The 13907-nt window shown below is 62.7% G+C and carries 15 protein-coding genes and 1 other RNA gene; 11 read left to right on the plus strand and 5 right to left on the minus strand.

Translation table 11 applies throughout. The annotated features are described in order from the left end of the window. The first annotated feature begins 23 nt into the window (after positions 1 to 23). Together ssrS and LNV23_RS13795 are read left to right on the plus strand one after the other, a co-directional pair. A non-coding RNA gene (gene ssrS, locus LNV23_RS24150) (6S RNA) lies at positions 24 to 203 on the plus strand. Between the two features lie 66 nt (positions 204 to 269). Then, the gene (locus LNV23_RS13795) at positions 270 to 737 is read left to right on the plus strand and encodes an EVE domain-containing protein (RefSeq protein ID WP_263563486.1); all 468 of its coding nucleotides are present in this window, start codon (positions 270 to 272) and stop codon (positions 735 to 737) included. A 27-nt stretch (positions 738 to 764) separates the two neighbouring features. On the opposite strand, the gene LNV23_RS13800 is transcribed toward LNV23_RS13795, so the two are convergent. Next, positions 765 to 1793, minus strand: coding sequence for a GGDEF domain-containing protein (locus LNV23_RS13800; RefSeq protein WP_263563487.1), 1029 nt, complete (start codon positions 1791 to 1793; stop codon positions 765 to 767). A gap of 333 nt (positions 1794 to 2126) precedes the next feature. Between LNV23_RS13800 and LNV23_RS13805 the strand changes: the two genes are divergently transcribed. The 6 genes from LNV23_RS13805 (at position 2127) to LNV23_RS13830 (ending at position 7052) form a co-directional block, all read left to right on the plus strand. After that, a complete protein-coding gene (locus tag LNV23_RS13805; RefSeq protein ID WP_263563488.1) occupies positions 2127 to 3353 on the plus strand; it encodes a BaiN/RdsA family NAD(P)/FAD-dependent oxidoreductase in 1227 nt (408 codons plus the stop codon). Positions 3354 to 3515: 162 nt separating this feature from the next. Beyond that, entirely contained in the window at positions 3516 to 3728 is a 213-nt protein-coding gene (rpsU, locus tag LNV23_RS13810) for a 30S ribosomal protein S21 (RefSeq protein WP_007833691.1), read from the plus strand. A 175-nt stretch (positions 3729 to 3903) separates the two neighbouring features. After that, positions 3904 to 4350, plus strand: coding sequence for a GatB/YqeY domain-containing protein (locus tag LNV23_RS13815; protein ID WP_263563489.1), 447 nt, complete (start codon positions 3904 to 3906; stop codon positions 4348 to 4350). Positions 4351 to 4361: 11 nt separating this feature from the next. Continuing rightward, a complete protein-coding gene (locus tag LNV23_RS13820; RefSeq protein WP_263563490.1) occupies positions 4362 to 4703 on the plus strand; it encodes a protein tyrosine phosphatase family protein in 342 nt (113 codons plus the stop codon). A 133-nt stretch (positions 4704 to 4836) separates the two neighbouring features. Next, positions 4837 to 5445: a TRAP transporter small permease subunit gene (locus LNV23_RS13825; protein ID WP_263563491.1), complete on the plus strand. Its 609-nt coding sequence runs from the start codon at positions 4837 to 4839 to the stop codon at positions 5443 to 5445. Beyond that, positions 5445 to 7052 carry a TRAP transporter large permease gene (locus LNV23_RS13830; RefSeq protein ID WP_263563548.1) on the plus strand — a complete coding sequence of 536 codons (1608 nt, stop codon included), beginning with the start codon at positions 5445 to 5447 and terminating at the stop codon, positions 7050 to 7052. The genes LNV23_RS13825 and LNV23_RS13830 overlap by 1 nt, the downstream gene beginning before the upstream one ends. Before the next feature lie 133 nt (positions 7053 to 7185). Here LNV23_RS13830 and LNV23_RS13835 read toward each other — a convergent pair whose 3' ends face one another. Continuing rightward, positions 7186 to 8268 carry a TRAP transporter substrate-binding protein gene (locus tag LNV23_RS13835; RefSeq protein ID WP_263517339.1) on the minus strand — a complete coding sequence of 361 codons (1083 nt, stop codon included), beginning with the start codon at positions 8266 to 8268 and terminating at the stop codon, positions 7186 to 7188. Positions 8269 to 8377: 109 nt separating this feature from the next. Then, positions 8378 to 9787 (minus strand): metalloprotease PmbA, encoded by a 1410-nt coding sequence (gene pmbA, locus LNV23_RS13840; protein WP_263563492.1) that lies wholly within the window; start codon positions 9785 to 9787, stop codon positions 8378 to 8380. Positions 9788 to 9959: 172 nt separating this feature from the next. On the opposite strand from pmbA, the gene yjgA reads away from it, so the two are divergent. After that, entirely contained in the window at positions 9960 to 10529 is a 570-nt protein-coding gene (gene yjgA / locus LNV23_RS13845) for a ribosome biogenesis factor YjgA (RefSeq protein ID WP_263563493.1), read from the plus strand. Next, the gene (mog, locus tag LNV23_RS13850; RefSeq protein ID WP_263563494.1) at positions 10526 to 11152 is read left to right on the plus strand and encodes a molybdopterin adenylyltransferase; all 627 of its coding nucleotides are present in this window, start codon (positions 10526 to 10528) and stop codon (positions 11150 to 11152) included. Before yjgA ends, mog begins: the two co-directional genes overlap by 4 nt. Positions 11153 to 11156: 4 nt before the next feature. On the opposite strand, the gene cysE is transcribed toward mog, so the two are convergent. Further along, positions 11157 to 11933 carry a serine O-acetyltransferase gene (gene cysE / locus LNV23_RS13855; protein WP_411910580.1) on the minus strand — a complete coding sequence of 259 codons (777 nt, stop codon included), beginning with the start codon at positions 11931 to 11933 and terminating at the stop codon, positions 11157 to 11159. Between the two features lie 64 nt (positions 11934 to 11997). Continuing rightward, complete coding sequence (locus tag LNV23_RS13860) at positions 11998 to 12717, minus strand: RNA methyltransferase (protein WP_263563496.1); 720 nt, start codon at positions 12715 to 12717, stop codon at positions 11998 to 12000. Between the two features lie 184 nt (positions 12718 to 12901). Here LNV23_RS13860 and LNV23_RS13865 point away from each other — a divergent pair, with 184 nt between their 5' ends. Next, positions 12902 to 13861: an inositol monophosphatase family protein gene (locus tag LNV23_RS13865; protein ID WP_263517344.1), complete on the plus strand. Its 960-nt coding sequence runs from the start codon at positions 12902 to 12904 to the stop codon at positions 13859 to 13861. The last annotated feature ends 46 nt before the right edge of the window (positions 13862 to 13907 follow it).

The following is a 13907-nucleotide window of genomic DNA, read 5'->3' on the forward strand; positions in this document are numbered from 1 at the left end:
GCCTCGGTCGCCGTAGAATGACATCGTCCATCGCATTCGCGTGAGTTCTATATTTCCTTGAACCGATGCTCTTAGAGCTTGGGCTTGGAACATCGCCCGACTGGTGTGATCGTCTCGCGTCAGATGAACCCGAAGTTTGGCTGACCTTGCCCACCTGAATCCCCTGGGTTCAGGAATGCGGCTCACGGCTCGCGGTGGACACCTCTTTCTTCCAATCGGCCCCTTGCGGGCCGATTTTCATTGCCGCCCCTGTCGAGACACCGCAGACCATGAAGCATTGGTTGATGAAGTCCGAGCCCTCGGAATGCTCGATCGATGACCTTGCGCGCGCGCAAGACCAAACTTTGCCCTGGGTCGGCGTGCGCAACTACCAGGCGCGCAATTTCATGCGTGACGACATGGCGCCCGGGGACGGCGTGCTGTTCTACCACTCGTCCTGCCCCAAGCCCGAACAGATTGGCATCGCCGGCTTGGCCCGGGTGGCCAGCCTGGCGTACCCGGACGCCACGCAGTTTGATCCGAGCAGCCCCTACTTTGACGCCAAATCCAAACCAGAGGCCGCGCGCTGGCTGAACGTCGACGTGCGCTTCGAGCGCAAGACCCGGCTGTTAAGCCTGGCCGAGTTGCGGATGCAACCGGACCTGGCCGGTATGCGCTTGCTGCAGGCAGGAAGCCGACTCTCCATCACGCCGGTCAGCGCCGAGGAATGGGCTCTGATCATTGAGCTGCTGGGCTGAGCGCTACAGCGGCAGGCTTAGACCGACTCAGCCTCCGAAAGGAATCGAAGCCAGCACCACCTGATTGCCGCCACGACGCTGAGCCTCATGCACAGCGGCCTCGCTGGCCGACCAGAGTTCTTCATGCTTGGATGCTGTGTGCGGGAAGCTGCTCACCCCCATGGACAAGGAAAGACCCATGTCCTGCCCATTGAGCACGATGATCTGAGCCATGCATTGGCGGCGCAGCTGCTCCATCCGGGCATGTGCAGTGGCAAGACCCACGCCTGAAAGCAGCACGGCAAAGCGGCTATGCCCAACCCGGCATGCGGCATCCATGGCGCGCGTGTTGGCGCGCAGCATACGACCCATGCCTTCGAGCAGGCGTTGATTGGCCTCTTCGCCCTGGGCCTGCACGGCAGCTGGCGCCGGATCGAGAGCAATGATGACCAAGGCGAACTCACGGTGCTCGCGCGTGGACAGATCGATCTCGCGCAGAAGCTGATCGTCGAACTGCGCCTGCAGATACAGGCCGGAGACCTCATCACGTCCACTGCCCTGCTGCAGCTCGCGGCGGATCTGTTCCAGCGCTTTTTGCTGCTGCTCCAGCTGCTGCAAGGCGCGCTGCAAATGGCTCTCGCGATGCCGCTCCTCGGTTCGCTCCTGCCACACGGACAAGACAAACTCGCTACCCAGCGCTGCACGCGTGACGGTGAACTCGCGACGTCGCCCACCCAGCTCCAGACGATGCTCGCTGACGGTGATGGTGCGCTGGGCCATCACGGCCTGCTCAACACGGCGCATGGCCACCACTTCCTCGGCACGCATCAAGTCGTTGTCGACGCTGCCGACCACCGAGCTTTCGCTGCGCTCAAACAGACGATCAAGCCCGGCGCTGGCAAATACATAGCGACCGGTGGCCAACGACTTGATCGCTGCAAGCAAACTGAGCGGCTCCACCAAGCCAAGCAAGGTGCCGCCCATCTCGCTCGCCAGATCGGCATGCCCCGCCAGCCAATGGCTCAAGCTACCCGGAGCTGCCGGCGGCGCGTCTTTCTGAGCGGCTGAATTGTTCATGCGTTCTCAATCATTCGGGGTCTCCACGCAAAGCCTGGCTCCGTCCTCGGGCTTTTGCGCAAACGTTCAGGCACTGTAGATGGCTTCGAGTCAGCGAATCAAGCGAGTCGCGGCTCGGCAGGGGCCTTCCCCCTAACTTGGCAACAAGCTGCATGGTAGCGAAGTCATGGCGAGCTGGCCGAGGCCGGAGACGGGAAATTCTTCACGTTTGGCGCACTTCAACTCCATATCGACACGCGCCGGCGGCTTCTCAAGGGCAGCGACGAATGACTGCGGGACAATGCCTGCGCGCACAGCACCGTGCGGGCCATCCTCTCCCTTCCATTTCATTTCATGCATTTCGATCTGATCATCATCGGTGCCGGCGCAGCCGGGCTGTTCTGCGCCGGCCAGGCCGGTCAAGCCGGCCTGCGCGTGCTGCTCATCGATCACGCCGAGAAGGTGGCCGAGAAGATTCGCATTTCGGGCGGCGGTCGCTGCAACTTCACCAACCGTGATGTCGGGCCGGGTAACTTCCTGTCGGACAACCCGGCTTTTTGTCGCTCGGCCCTGGCCCGCTACAGCAGTCAGGACTTCATCGCGCTGGTGCAAAAACACGGCATCGCCTTTCACGAGAAGCACAAGGGGCAACTGTTCTGCGATGAATCCAGCGATCAGATCATCCAGATGCTGCTGAAGGAATGCGCCGTCGGCGGCGTCACCCACTGGCAGCCTTGCAGCGTGCAGGACCTGCAGCTCAAGAACATCCCTGAATCCAATGCGCGGTTTGAACTGCATACCTCGAGAGGCACCGTCACCGCGCGCTCGGTGGTGGTCGCCACCGGTGGCCTGCCCATCCCGAAGATCGGCGCCACCGACTGGGGCCTGCGCCTGGCCAAACGACTGGGTCACGCCATCGTCGAGCCGCGTGCCGCGCTGGTGCCATTGACCTTTGACGAGCAAGTCTGGGCGCCATTTTCCGCACTGGCCGGCCTGTCCCTGCCAGTCGCGGTCAGCACTGGGCAGGGCAAGAACAAAGCTCGTTTCCTCGAGGACCTGCTGTTCACCCACCGTGGCCTGAGCGGGCCCGCCATTCTTCAGATTTCCAGCTTTTGGGTCGAAGGTCAGCCCCTGCAAATCGATCTGGCACCCGAGCACAAGCTGCTGGCGCTGCTGCAGGCCGCTAAGAACGAATCCAAGCGTCAGCTGGGTAACGAACTCTCCAGCCTGTTTCCACAGCGCTTGGCCCTGGCCTGGCTGGAACGCCTGGCTTTGCCGGCGCAACGCCCCATGCCCGAATGCAAGGACCGGGACCTGCAGACCCTAGCGCAGCAGTTGCAAGGCTGGCAGCTCAGCCCGAATGGCAGCGAAGGCTGGCGCAAGGCCGAGGTGATGCGCGGCGGCGTCGATACCCGTGAGCTCAACTCGCAGAATATGGAGAGCAAACGCGTGCCCGGGCTGCACTTTATCGGCGAGGTGGTGGACGTCACCGGATGGCTGGGCGGCTACAACTTCCAATGGGCTTGGTCCAGTGCCGTCGCTTGCGCACGTTCTTTGAACAGGGATGATTCCACAGCTTGAAAATCAGGCTATAATCTTCGTCTTTGCTGGCAAACCCTGCGCGTCGATTCGCAACGCTTTCTGAAGCGGAATCCGGATAAGCCGTTTCAGACACTGAGTTCCAAATGTCTTGGACGAAGTACTTGGCGAACACCGAGCGCATATTGAAGGAACTACCTTTTCATGACCACGATTCGCGTCAAAGAGAACGAGCCGTTTGATGTGGCCCTGCGCCGTTTCAAGCGCACTATCGAAAAATTGGGCTTGCTGACTGATCTGCGCGCCCGCGAGTTCTACGAGAAGCCCACGGCTGAACGTAAGCGCAAGAAGGCAGCTGCCGTCAAGCGTCATTACAAGCGCGTTCGCAGCATGCAGCTGCCGAAGAAGCTGTACTGATCGCCTGATCGCCACGGCAGTTCTTCCAGAACAGCCGCTCGGCCGAAAAAACCCGCACAGGACGCTGTAGCGGGTTTTTTTTGATTTTGCGAGGGCGCTCCAAGCGCCAAGCCAGGCAAGTACCGCGCCCTCGCTGCCACTCAATTCCTTCACCCCAAATCAGCCAGGATTTGCCATGAGCTTGAAAGACCGCATCACCGACGACATGAAAGCCGCCATGCGCGCCAAGGACAGTGAGCGCCTGACCACCATCCGTGGCCTGCTCGCCGCCATCAAGCAAAAAGAGGTGGACGAACGTGTGGTGGTCGATGACGTCGGCGTCGTCGCCATCGTCGACAAGCTGATCAAGCAACGCAAGGACTCCATCAGCCAGTTCAACGCCGGCGGCCGCCCCGATCTGGCTGAGAAGGAGCAACTGGAGCTGCAGATCCTGGAACCGTATCTGCCGCAGCGCATGTCGGCCGAAGACGTGCAAGCCGCCGTCTCGGCCATCGTCAGCGAACTGGGCGCCGCCGGACCCGGCGATATGGGCCGGGTGATGGCCGCCGTCAAGGCCCAGCTGGCCGGCAAGGCTGATATGGGCCTGGTTTCAAGCGCCGTCAAACGCGCATTGAATCCCTGATAGGAGCTGTCATGAGTCTGCCCGTGCAAACCATCAGTGCCGACTTTTGCGTGGCACCGCAGCTGCTGCCTGAAGCCATGGCGCAGGCAGCAGCAGCCGGCTTTCGCAGCGTGATCAACAACCGCCCGGATTTCGAAGGCGGCCCCGATCAACCCAGCAGTGCCGACATGGCGGCCGCCGCTCAGGCCGCAGGCCTGGCTTATCAGCACCTGCCGGTCAACGGCAGCTACCAGTCGCCGGAAGAGATCGCACAGTTTCGGCAACTGCTGGACCAACTGCCCAAGCCCATCCTGGCGTTCTGCCGTTCCGGCGCACGTTCGACCCGCTTGTTCAACGCCGCGTCCCTGCTCTAAGCCCTGCAAATGGCTCGGTGCTTTCCCTGAAGCCACCCAAGAATGCGGCGAAGGCAGGGACAGAGTCGCTACAGTGCCGGGCTAGTGAACCCGGCTGACCGACTCGGTCAGCCCTGCGACCAGGACCTCGGACATGAAAGCACTGCTTGCGCTCGCCGGCGCCATCGACGCCCTGACGGCCCGCTTCGGCACCATTGCCCAGTGGGCCGTCTTTTTGTCCTGCCTGGTCAGTGCCAGCAACGCTGTGGTGCGCTACACCTTCGACTACAGCTCCAACTCGTTTTTGGAGATCCAGTGGTACCTGTTTGCTGCCTGCGTCATGCTGGGCGCAGCCCAGGTCCTCAAGGTCAACGAGCATGTCCGGGTTGACCTGTTCTACAGTCGCTTGTCGGGGCGCGGCAAGGTCTGGCTTGACCTCGGTGGCCTGCTGGTCTTCTTGCTGCCTGTGATCGCCTACCTCTGCCTGCTGTCCTGGGACCTTTTCATGGTCAAGCTCAGCACCGGCATGCGCCCGGAAGACAGCATGGCCAGCCTGGGCGCCCTGCCCTATATCTGGAAGCTGCTGAGCAGCGGCGAGGTATCCAACAACTCAGGCGGCCTGATTCGCTGGCCCGCCATGCTCATGCTGCCCCTGGGCTTCGCCCTGGTCTGGCTGCAAGGCCTTGCAGAACTGATCAAGCGCATTGCCTGGCTGGGGCATGGCTACGACATGGACATCCACTACGAAAGACCGCTGCAATGATGGCCATGGAGAGTTTCCCGCCGCTGATGTTCGCGGGCCTGATCGCGGTCATGCTGATCGGCTTTCCGGTCGCATTTTCCCTGGCGGCCTTGGGCCTGGCCTGCGGTTTCTTTGCCGTCTCTCAGGGCTGGTTCCCGCCCGCCTTCATGGCCGCATTGCCGCAGAATGTGTTCGGCATCCTGTCCAACGACCTGCTGTTGGCCATCCCCTTCTTCACCATGATGGGCTCGCTGCTGGAGAAATGCGGCTTGGCCGAGGACATGCTGGACTCCATGGGTCAGCTCTTCGGCCCCATCCGCGGGGGGCTGGGCTATTCGGTCATCATCGTCGGCTTCATCCTCGGCGCCATCACAGGCACGGTGGCAGGCCAAGTGATTGCCATGGCCATGATTTCCCTGCCGGTCATGATGCGCTACGGCTACAACATGCGCTATGCCACCGGCGTGCTTTCGGCCTCAGGCACCATCACTCAGCTGGTGCCACCCTCCTTGGTCCTGGTGGTGCTGGCCGACCAACTGGGCAAGTCCGTCGGTGACATGTACAAGGGCGCCTGGGGACCGGCGATTCTGCAGGTGCTGATCTTCGCGCTCTACACCTTTGTGCTGAGCCGAGTGAAGCCGGACCATGTGCCCGGCGTCCCCAAGTCCGCACGCACCCTGCAAGGGATGGCACTGTGGGTCAAGTGCCTGCGCGGCATCATTCCCTCGGCCATCCTGATCTTTGCCGTGCTGGGCAGCATGGGCGGCTTGCCCGGCATCAACACCGCCGTCTGTACGCCCACAGAGGCGGGTGCCATGGGTGCCGTGGGCGCCTTCATTCTGGCGGCCTTGCACGGCCGACTGAGTTGGCCCTTGGTGCGCGAAGCCATGGCCGGCACCATGCGCATCACCGCCATGGTGGTGTTCATCCTGATCGGCTCGCGAACCTTCTCCCTGGTCTTTCAAGGCGTTGAGGGCGGCGTCTGGATCGAGCACATGTTGTCCGGCTTGCCTGGAGGTCAACTGGGCTTCCTTATTGCCGTCAACATCTTCATCTTCATCCTGGCCTTCTTCCTCGATTTCTTCGAGATTGCCTTCATCATCCTGCCCTTGCTGGCACCGGTGGCCGAGAAGATGGGGATCGATCTGATCTGGTTCGGCGTCATGCTGTGCGTGAACATGCAGACCAGCTTCATGCATCCACCCTTTGGCTTCGCCTTGTTCTACTTGCGCGGCATCTCGGACAGCCTGTTCAAGAGCGGCTCCATCCCGCGGCCGGTCGCTTCCCGAGACATCTATCTCGGCGCCATTCCCTGGGTATTGATGCAGCTGGTCCTGGTGGCCGTGGTGATCTTTTTCCCGCAGACGGTGACCGCCTTCCTGGACAAAGAAAAGACCATTGACATGAACCAGGCCACCGAAATGCTGCAAGACCTGGGCCGAGCCAGCGATGCCAACGATGCCAAGCCCGACACCAATGCAGATGAGGCAGCACGCTTGTTCGCACCTGAGGCAGCGTCCGCGGCGGCGTCAGCCGCATCGTCAGCAGCAGCCTCGATCGAAAGTGGCGAGGACCCGATGGACGCCGTCAAACGAAGCTTGCAGCAAGACGCATCCGGCAAGAAGTAACGCTGGGCTGCAAGGGCTACCGCAAGGGCCTTCAACAAAACAAAGCCCCGACTTGCTTCAAAAGCAAGTCGGGGCTTTCGTTAGCGATTCGACTCAGGCGCGTCGCATCAAGCCGCGCCGACGCCCGCTTGAATCAGAGCCGTTGAGACTGCATGAAATCGTCAAATCCAGCCTCGGCAAAGCGGAACCAGAGGTTCTGATCACGCCGGAAATTGGAATAGTCTTCATAGACCTTCTTCCAATTGGAATTCTTGGCCGACAGTTCCGCGTAGATGCCCATAGATTCCTTGAAGGCCGAATCGAGCACCTCCTTGGGAAACTTGAGCAGCTTGGTTCCCGAGCCCACCAGCTGCTTCAGTGCCACCGGATTCTTGGCGTCGTAGCGTGCCTGCATGTCGATGTGTGCAATGGCAGCAGCCGCCTCGACGATGGCCTTGTACTCGGGCGTCAGAGAATCAAAAGCCTTGGTGTTGATATAGAAATCGAGCTGCGGGCCGCCTTCCCACCAACCGGGGTAGTAGTAGTTCGGCGCAACCTTGTTGAAGCTCAGCTTCTGGTCATCGTAGGGACCGACCCATTCGGCCGCGTCGATGGTGCCCTTCTCGAGCGCCGAATAGATTTCCCCGCCCGGGATGTTCTGAGGCACGCCGCCCATGCGCTCCAGCACGCGGCCGGCAAAACCGCCGATGCGCATTTTCAGACCCTTGATGTCGGCGGTCGACTTGATCTCCTTGCGATACCAACCACCCATCTGAGCACCGGTGTTGCCACCCATGAAATTGATGATGTTGTAGTTGCGGTAGAACTCACGCATCAGCTTCAGGCCATTGCCTTCCACCATCCAAGCGGTCATCTGCCGGCTGTTCAACCCGAAGGGTATGGCGCAGCCGAGCGCGAAGGTCTCGTCCTTGCCGAAAAAGTAATAGGGCGCCGTGTGCGCCATCTCGACGGTGCCGTTCTGCACCCCGTCGACCACACCAAATGCCGGCATCAGTTCGCCGGCGGCATGCACGGACACCTGAAACTTGCCCCCGGTCATCTCGCTGACCTTCTTGGCGAAAGTGTCGGCCGCACCGAAGATGGTGTCCAGCGGCTTTGGGAAACTAGAGGCCAGGCGCCAGCGGATTTGAGCCTGGGCATGCACGACGGCGGGTGCCACACCCGCCGCCAGAACACCGGCCAAACCTGCCTGCCGAACGAAGGAACGACGCTGCATTGATGTCTCCTGTTGTGCTCTCAGCACTGTGAAATGCCGACCCATTCTAGGGTGCAGACACAGCCGGAAACCGGGGGCTAACCCCAGCGCAAAGCAGGTACGGCCAAGCTCAGCTACCGGCCAGTTTCATGCGCGAAATCAGCACCGAACCCAGGGTCTTGCCACCCATGGTGTAGCGGTCGGTGCCAATGCCGATGATGTCCTGAAACATGGTCTTGAGGTTGCCGGCAATCGTCACTTCATGGACTGGGAAGGCCAGCTCACCGTTCTCGACCCAATAGCCGCTGGCGCCGCGCGAATAGTCGCCGGTGACCGAGTTCACGCCCTGCCCCATCAACTCGGTCACGAACAGGCCCGTACCGAGCCGGCGTAACATGGTGCGAAGATCATCGCCAGGCGCTGTCAGACGGCTGCTCATCAGCAGATTGTGCGAACCGCCGGCATGGCCTGTGGTTCGCATGCCGAGCTTGCGGGCCGAATAGGTCGACAAGAAGTAGCCCTGCAGCACACCAGCCTCCACCACCGAGCGCGCGCGCGTCGCCACGCCTTCGTCATCAAAGGGCGAGCTGCCTTTGCCCTTGACCTGATGCGGGTCCTCGCTGATGTCGATGTGCGAAGCCAGCACACTCTGGCCGAGGCTGTCGAGCAAAAAGCTGGCGCGGCGGTAGAGCGCACCGCCGCTGACGGCCTGAACTAGAGCGCCAAGCAGACCGGCCGCCACCGTGCTTTCAAACAGCACCGGAACCTCAGCGGTACCGACCTTGCGGGCCTTCAAGCGCGACAAGGCACGCTCGGCCGCATAACGACCAATCGCCTCGGGCGAGGCCAGGTCCTGGGCATCGCGCATGGAGCTGTACCAGGCATCACGCTGCATCTGCGCGCCACGGCCGGCAATTGGCGCCACCGAGATCGAATGGCGCGAGCTGGCATAGCCGCCGCGGAAACCACGGCTGTTGCCCATGAAGAAATGCGACTGCTGGGCGGACACGGCCGCGCCCTCGCTGTTGGCGATGCGCTTGTCGGTCGCAAACGCCGCGTCCTCGCAACGCAGGGCGATGGCCGCTGCGGCCTGCGCGTCAATGGCCCAGGGGTGGAACAGATCCAGATCCGGCCGCTGACCGGCATCGAGCGACAGGTCTTGCGCGTCAGGCAGACCGGCCACCGGATCCTCGGCTGTGAAGCGGGCAATGTCGAAGGCGGCTCGCACCGTGTCCTGCAGGGCCTTGGGCGAGAAATCCGAGGTGCTGGCATTGCCGCGGCGCTGCCCCAGATACACCGAAATGCCGAGCGACTTGTCGCGATTGCGCTCCACGTTCTCCAACTGCCCCATGCGGGTGGAGACCGAAAGGCCGCAGCCTTCCGAGACCTCGGCACCGGCATCGCTGGCACCCAGGCGTTTGGCTTCCGCAAGCACGTCTTCGATCAGCTGCTCGAACTGGTCGACCCGGTATGCGAAGCCGCTGCTGGAGCTCAGGGCGGCTTGGGCAGGGGCGGAAGAGTACGGTGCAGATTGGGTCATGGATCGCATTAAAACAAGAGATGGAGCCCGGCCCTCGCGAGCCCATGCAACTGACAAGGGGGCGCTCAAACCGGGGGTTCAGAACTGGGGGACAATCATACGAGTCGCAGCGCCTTGCTGCCCGGCATCTCCCGACAGGCCTTGCCCCAACTCTTTCCGCCCAAGAACGACCATGAGAACACAAGAAGATCTGCCCGAAGACGACGACGACTTCGACCGCCCCAGCAAAAGCCAGCTGAAGCGTGAGAGCCATGATCTGCAAGGCCTGGGTGAAGACTTGATGACCTTGCCCGCCAGCCGCCTGGAGCCGCTGAACCTGCCCGAGATCCTGCTGGACGCCCTGCGCATGGCCAAGAAAATCACGGCCCACGAAGGGCGGCGCCGGCAGATGCAGTACATCGGCAAGCTGATGCGCCGGGTCGACCCGGCGCCGCTGCGCGAGGCGGTGGCAGCTTACAAGCTCGGCCATGCCAAGGACAGCCTGGCCCTGCACGAGAGCGAAGCCTGGCGCGAGCGCCTGTTGGCCGACGACGCGGCACTGCAGAGCTTCATCGCCGAGCATGCAGGCATTGACGTGCAGCAGCTGCGCAGCCTGGTGCGGGCGGCCCGCAAGGACGCCGCAGCCGCGCCCGAGCAGCGCAGCGGTCGCGCCTTCCGCGACCTCTTCCAGTTCATCAAGACCGAGCGCCTGCGCGTCAACCCGGCCGCTGAAGGCGAGGCTGCGGAGGACGAGGAGGAATGAGCGTAGGCTTGCCCCTTCCTCTGCCGCTGCCACCCACGCCTGAGCCAGTTCGCATCGGCATCGTCTCGATCAGCGACCGCGCCTCCAGCGGTGTGTATGAAGACAAGGGCTTGCCGGCACTGCAAAGCTGGCTGAGCGCGGCGCTGCACAACCCGATCGAGTTCGTCGCACGCCTGATCCCCGATGAGCGCCCGCTGATTGCCCAGACCCTGCGTGAGCTGGTGGACGAGGCGCGCTGCGAGCTGGTGCTGACGACCGGCGGCACCGGCCCGGCGCTGCGCGATGTCACGCCGGAAGCGACGCTGGATGTGGCCGACAAGGAAATGCCCGGTTTCGGCGAACAGATGCGCCAGATCTCGCTGCGCTTTGTGCCCACGGCCATTCTCTCGCGCCAGGTCGCGGTGATTCGGGGCCGCGCCCTGATCATCAATTTGCCGGGCCAGCCCAAGGCGATTGCCGAGACATTGGAAGGCTTGAAGGATGCCGAAGGCCGTGCCCTCGTGCCTGGCATCTTTGCCGCCGTGCCCTATTGCCTGGACTTGATCGGCGGGCCTTATCTGGAAACCCGCGACGAGATCTGCAAGGGATTCCGGCCCAAGACCGCCGTACGAACGCGAGCCTGAGGCCTCACTTCACCAGCTGATTGAGCGAGGCCGCATCGAAGGCCTCGCATTGCTGGGCATCGGCCGGCACGCAGTCCCCCACCTGGGTTTTGGACGCCGCCGAGAGCTTGCAGACCGCCTGCCACAGCAACGCGATCTGATGATCGTGACTGGCCGCGTTGTCGATCAAGCCGCGCATGGCCTGGGTCACCGGGTCATCACCCTGGCTGATGCCATAGGCAGAGAAACCCATCTTGGCGGCTTGCTCCTCACGCTTGACATCGGCCTGTGCCTCAATGATGCGAGCCGGGTTGCCGACCGCTGTGGCATTGGCCGGCACCGGACGTGTGACCACCGCGCCCGAACCGATGCGCGCACCGGCCCCGACGGTGAACCCACCCAGCACGCAGGCATGGGCACCGACGATGACACCGGCCTCCAGGGTCGGATGGCGTTTGGCGCCCTTGACCAGAGAGGTCCCGCCCAGAGTCACACCTTGATAGATGGTGCAGCCTTCGCCAATCTCGGCCATCTCGCCGATGACGATGCCCATGCCGTGGTCGATGAAGACACGCCGGGCAATGGTGGCGCCTGGATGGATTTCGATGCCGGTCAAGAATCGCCCCAGATGCGAGATGAAGCGCCCGGTCCAGCGCAGGCCGTGGCGCCAGCACCAGTTGGCACGGCGGTGCATCCACAAGGCATGCAGGCCCGGGTAACAGGTCAGCACCTCCCAAGTCGAACGGGCGGCGGGATCGCGCTCAAGAATGCAGGCGATGTCTTCGCGTAGGCGCTGAAACATGAAGGGCTGTGACTCGAAAGAAACAAGGGTCGGCCAGTTTAGCGGCGACTTCGAATGGACGTACTCAGCCCTTGGCACGCGGCGGCTCCACCATGGCGCGGGCAATGCCGCGCAGGATGTGCACCTCCTCCGCCGTCAGCTGCGCGCGGTTGAACAGCTGGTTCAGGCGTGGCATCAGCTTGCGCGGCGCTGCCGGGTCGAGAAAGCCGATCTGCTCCAGCGAAGCCTGCAGATGCGTCAGCAAGCCTTGGACCGCCCGGGCATCGGCCAAATTCGGGTCCGGCGTGCGAGCGGCCACCGCAAAGCCACCCAAGGCCTGGCGCCAGTCGTAGGCCAGCAATTGCACCGCCTGTGCCAAGTTCAGCGAGCCGTAGTCGGGGTGGGTCGGGATCGACAGCACCGCATGGCAGCGGTAAACGTCCTCGTTGCTCATGCCGTATCGCTCGGAACCGAAGACCAGGCCCAGCTTGTGTTCGGAGGCTGCCAGCTCGGCAAACAAGGAACGGGGCTCGCGCACCGGCGGCCCGAAGTCGCGCGGCGTCATGGCGGTGGCGCAGGCGAAGGTCACGCCGTCCAGAGCCTCGTCCAGGCTGTCGACGATGCGGGCCCGCGCCAGGATGTCGGCCGCGCCGCTGGCCATGGCCACGGTGTCCTCCTGGCTCAGTACATCGGCAAAGCGAGGCCGCACCAAGACCAGCTCGGAAAAACCCATCACCTTCATGGCTCGCGCCGTGGCACCGACATTGCCGGGGTGGCTGGTCTGGATCAGGACAAAACGTGTCATATCAACGCGGGCCGCTTCGGTCAATCAAGAGTAAACCGAGGAAACACTAGGCAAACCGCCCGCCTCGGTTAAAATGCGGGATTATCCTAGGCCAGCAGCCCTCCAGCGGTGCCGCTGCGCTTTCAGGAACCGCTCTTTTTCTTCGCCAGTCCACCTCACTCCTTCTTCAGGCAAGGTTTCACGCATGACGCAGCAAGCTTCACTCCATCCCATGCTCAATGTCGCCATCAAGGCTGCACGTGCAGCAGGCGCCATCATCAACCGCGCTTCGATGGACCTCGATATCCTGAAGATCAACACCAAGTCGCCCAATGACTTCGTGACCGAGGTGGACCAAGCGGCGGAAAAGATCATCATCGAAACCCTGCTCCAGGCCTACCCCGACCACGGCATCCTCGCCGAAGAGTCCGGCCGTGAGCACGGTGCCAAGCATTCCGAATTCGTCTGGATCATCGATCCCCTGGACGGCACCACCAACTTCATCCACGGCCTGCCCATGTACTGCGTGTCGATCGCGCTGGCACATCGCGGCGTGGTGCAGCAGGCCGTCGTCTACGATCCGACCCGCAACGACCTGTTCTACGCCACCAAGGGCCGCGGCGCTTTCCTGAACGACCGCCGCCTGCGCGTGTCCAAGCGCACCCGCTTGAGCGACGCTCTGATCGGCACCGGCTTCCCCTTCCGCCGCGGCGACAACTTCAAGCGCTATATGAAGATGTTCGAAGCGGTGATGGTCGAATGCGCCGGCCTGCGCCGCCCGGGCGCGGCCGCGCTGGACCTCTGCTATGTCGCTGCTGGCTACTACGACGCCTTCTTTGAGACCGGCCTGCAGCCCTGGGATGTGGCCGCTGGTTCGCTGATCATCACCGAAGCCGGTGGCCTGATCGGCAACTTCACCGGTGAGTCCGACTTCCTGCACCAGCGCGAAGTGGTGGCCGGCAGCCCCAAGATCTACGGCCAGCTGGTGCAGATCCTCGCACCCTACACCCGTGTGATCGCAGCCGAAGAGGCTGGCAGCGAAGCCAAGCCAGCCGCAGACGCCGGCGAAGAGCTCTCGCCTGCTGCTGCTCTGGCTGCGGCCGCGCCGAAGAAGCGCGCCGCTGTGCGCATCCGCAAGGACGAGTTGGGCGGCGAAGGCGCTTAAACTGCGCGCTGAGCTGTCTCAGCACCCCTGACCGACAAAGCCCTCC

Source organism: Kinneretia sp. DJ1R-11 (assembly GCF_025717595.1).
GTDB lineage: Bacteria > Pseudomonadota > Gammaproteobacteria > Burkholderiales > Burkholderiaceae_C > Paucibacter_A.

What these genes read in the sequence shown, in the direction of transcription:
- LNV23_RS13795 (WP_263563486.1), top strand. Translation starts at nt 270, where the DNA reads ATGAAGCATTGGTTGATGAAGTCCGAGCCCTCGGAATGCTCGATCGAT.
- LNV23_RS13800 (WP_263563487.1), bottom strand. Translation starts at nt 1,793, where the DNA reads ATGAACAATTCAGCCGCTCAGAAAGACGCGCCGCCGGCAGCTCCGGGT.
- LNV23_RS13805 (WP_263563488.1), top strand. Translation starts at nt 2,127, where the DNA reads ATGCATTTCGATCTGATCATCATCGGTGCCGGCGCAGCCGGGCTGTTC.
- rpsU (WP_007833691.1), top strand. Translation starts at nt 3,516, where the DNA reads ATGACCACGATTCGCGTCAAAGAGAACGAGCCGTTTGATGTGGCCCTG.
- LNV23_RS13815 (WP_263563489.1), top strand. Translation starts at nt 3,904, where the DNA reads ATGAGCTTGAAAGACCGCATCACCGACGACATGAAAGCCGCCATGCGC.
- LNV23_RS13820 (WP_263563490.1), top strand. Translation starts at nt 4,362, where the DNA reads ATGAGTCTGCCCGTGCAAACCATCAGTGCCGACTTTTGCGTGGCACCG.
- LNV23_RS13825 (WP_263563491.1), top strand. Translation starts at nt 4,837, where the DNA reads ATGAAAGCACTGCTTGCGCTCGCCGGCGCCATCGACGCCCTGACGGCC.
- LNV23_RS13830 (WP_263563548.1), top strand. Translation starts at nt 5,445, where the DNA reads ATGGCCATGGAGAGTTTCCCGCCGCTGATGTTCGCGGGCCTGATCGCG.
- LNV23_RS13835 (WP_263517339.1), bottom strand. Translation starts at nt 8,268, where the DNA reads ATGCAGCGTCGTTCCTTCGTTCGGCAGGCAGGTTTGGCCGGTGTTCTG.
- pmbA (WP_263563492.1), bottom strand. Translation starts at nt 9,787, where the DNA reads ATGACCCAATCTGCACCGTACTCTTCCGCCCCTGCCCAAGCCGCCCTG.
- yjgA (WP_263563493.1), top strand. Translation starts at nt 9,960, where the DNA reads ATGAGAACACAAGAAGATCTGCCCGAAGACGACGACGACTTCGACCGC.
- mog (WP_263563494.1), top strand. Translation starts at nt 10,526, where the DNA reads ATGAGCGTAGGCTTGCCCCTTCCTCTGCCGCTGCCACCCACGCCTGAG.
- cysE (WP_411910580.1), bottom strand. Translation starts at nt 11,933, where the DNA reads ATGTTTCAGCGCCTACGCGAAGACATCGCCTGCATTCTTGAGCGCGAT.
- LNV23_RS13860 (WP_263563496.1), bottom strand. Translation starts at nt 12,717, where the DNA reads ATGACACGTTTTGTCCTGATCCAGACCAGCCACCCCGGCAATGTCGGT.
- LNV23_RS13865 (WP_263517344.1), top strand. Translation starts at nt 12,902, where the DNA reads ATGACGCAGCAAGCTTCACTCCATCCCATGCTCAATGTCGCCATCAAG.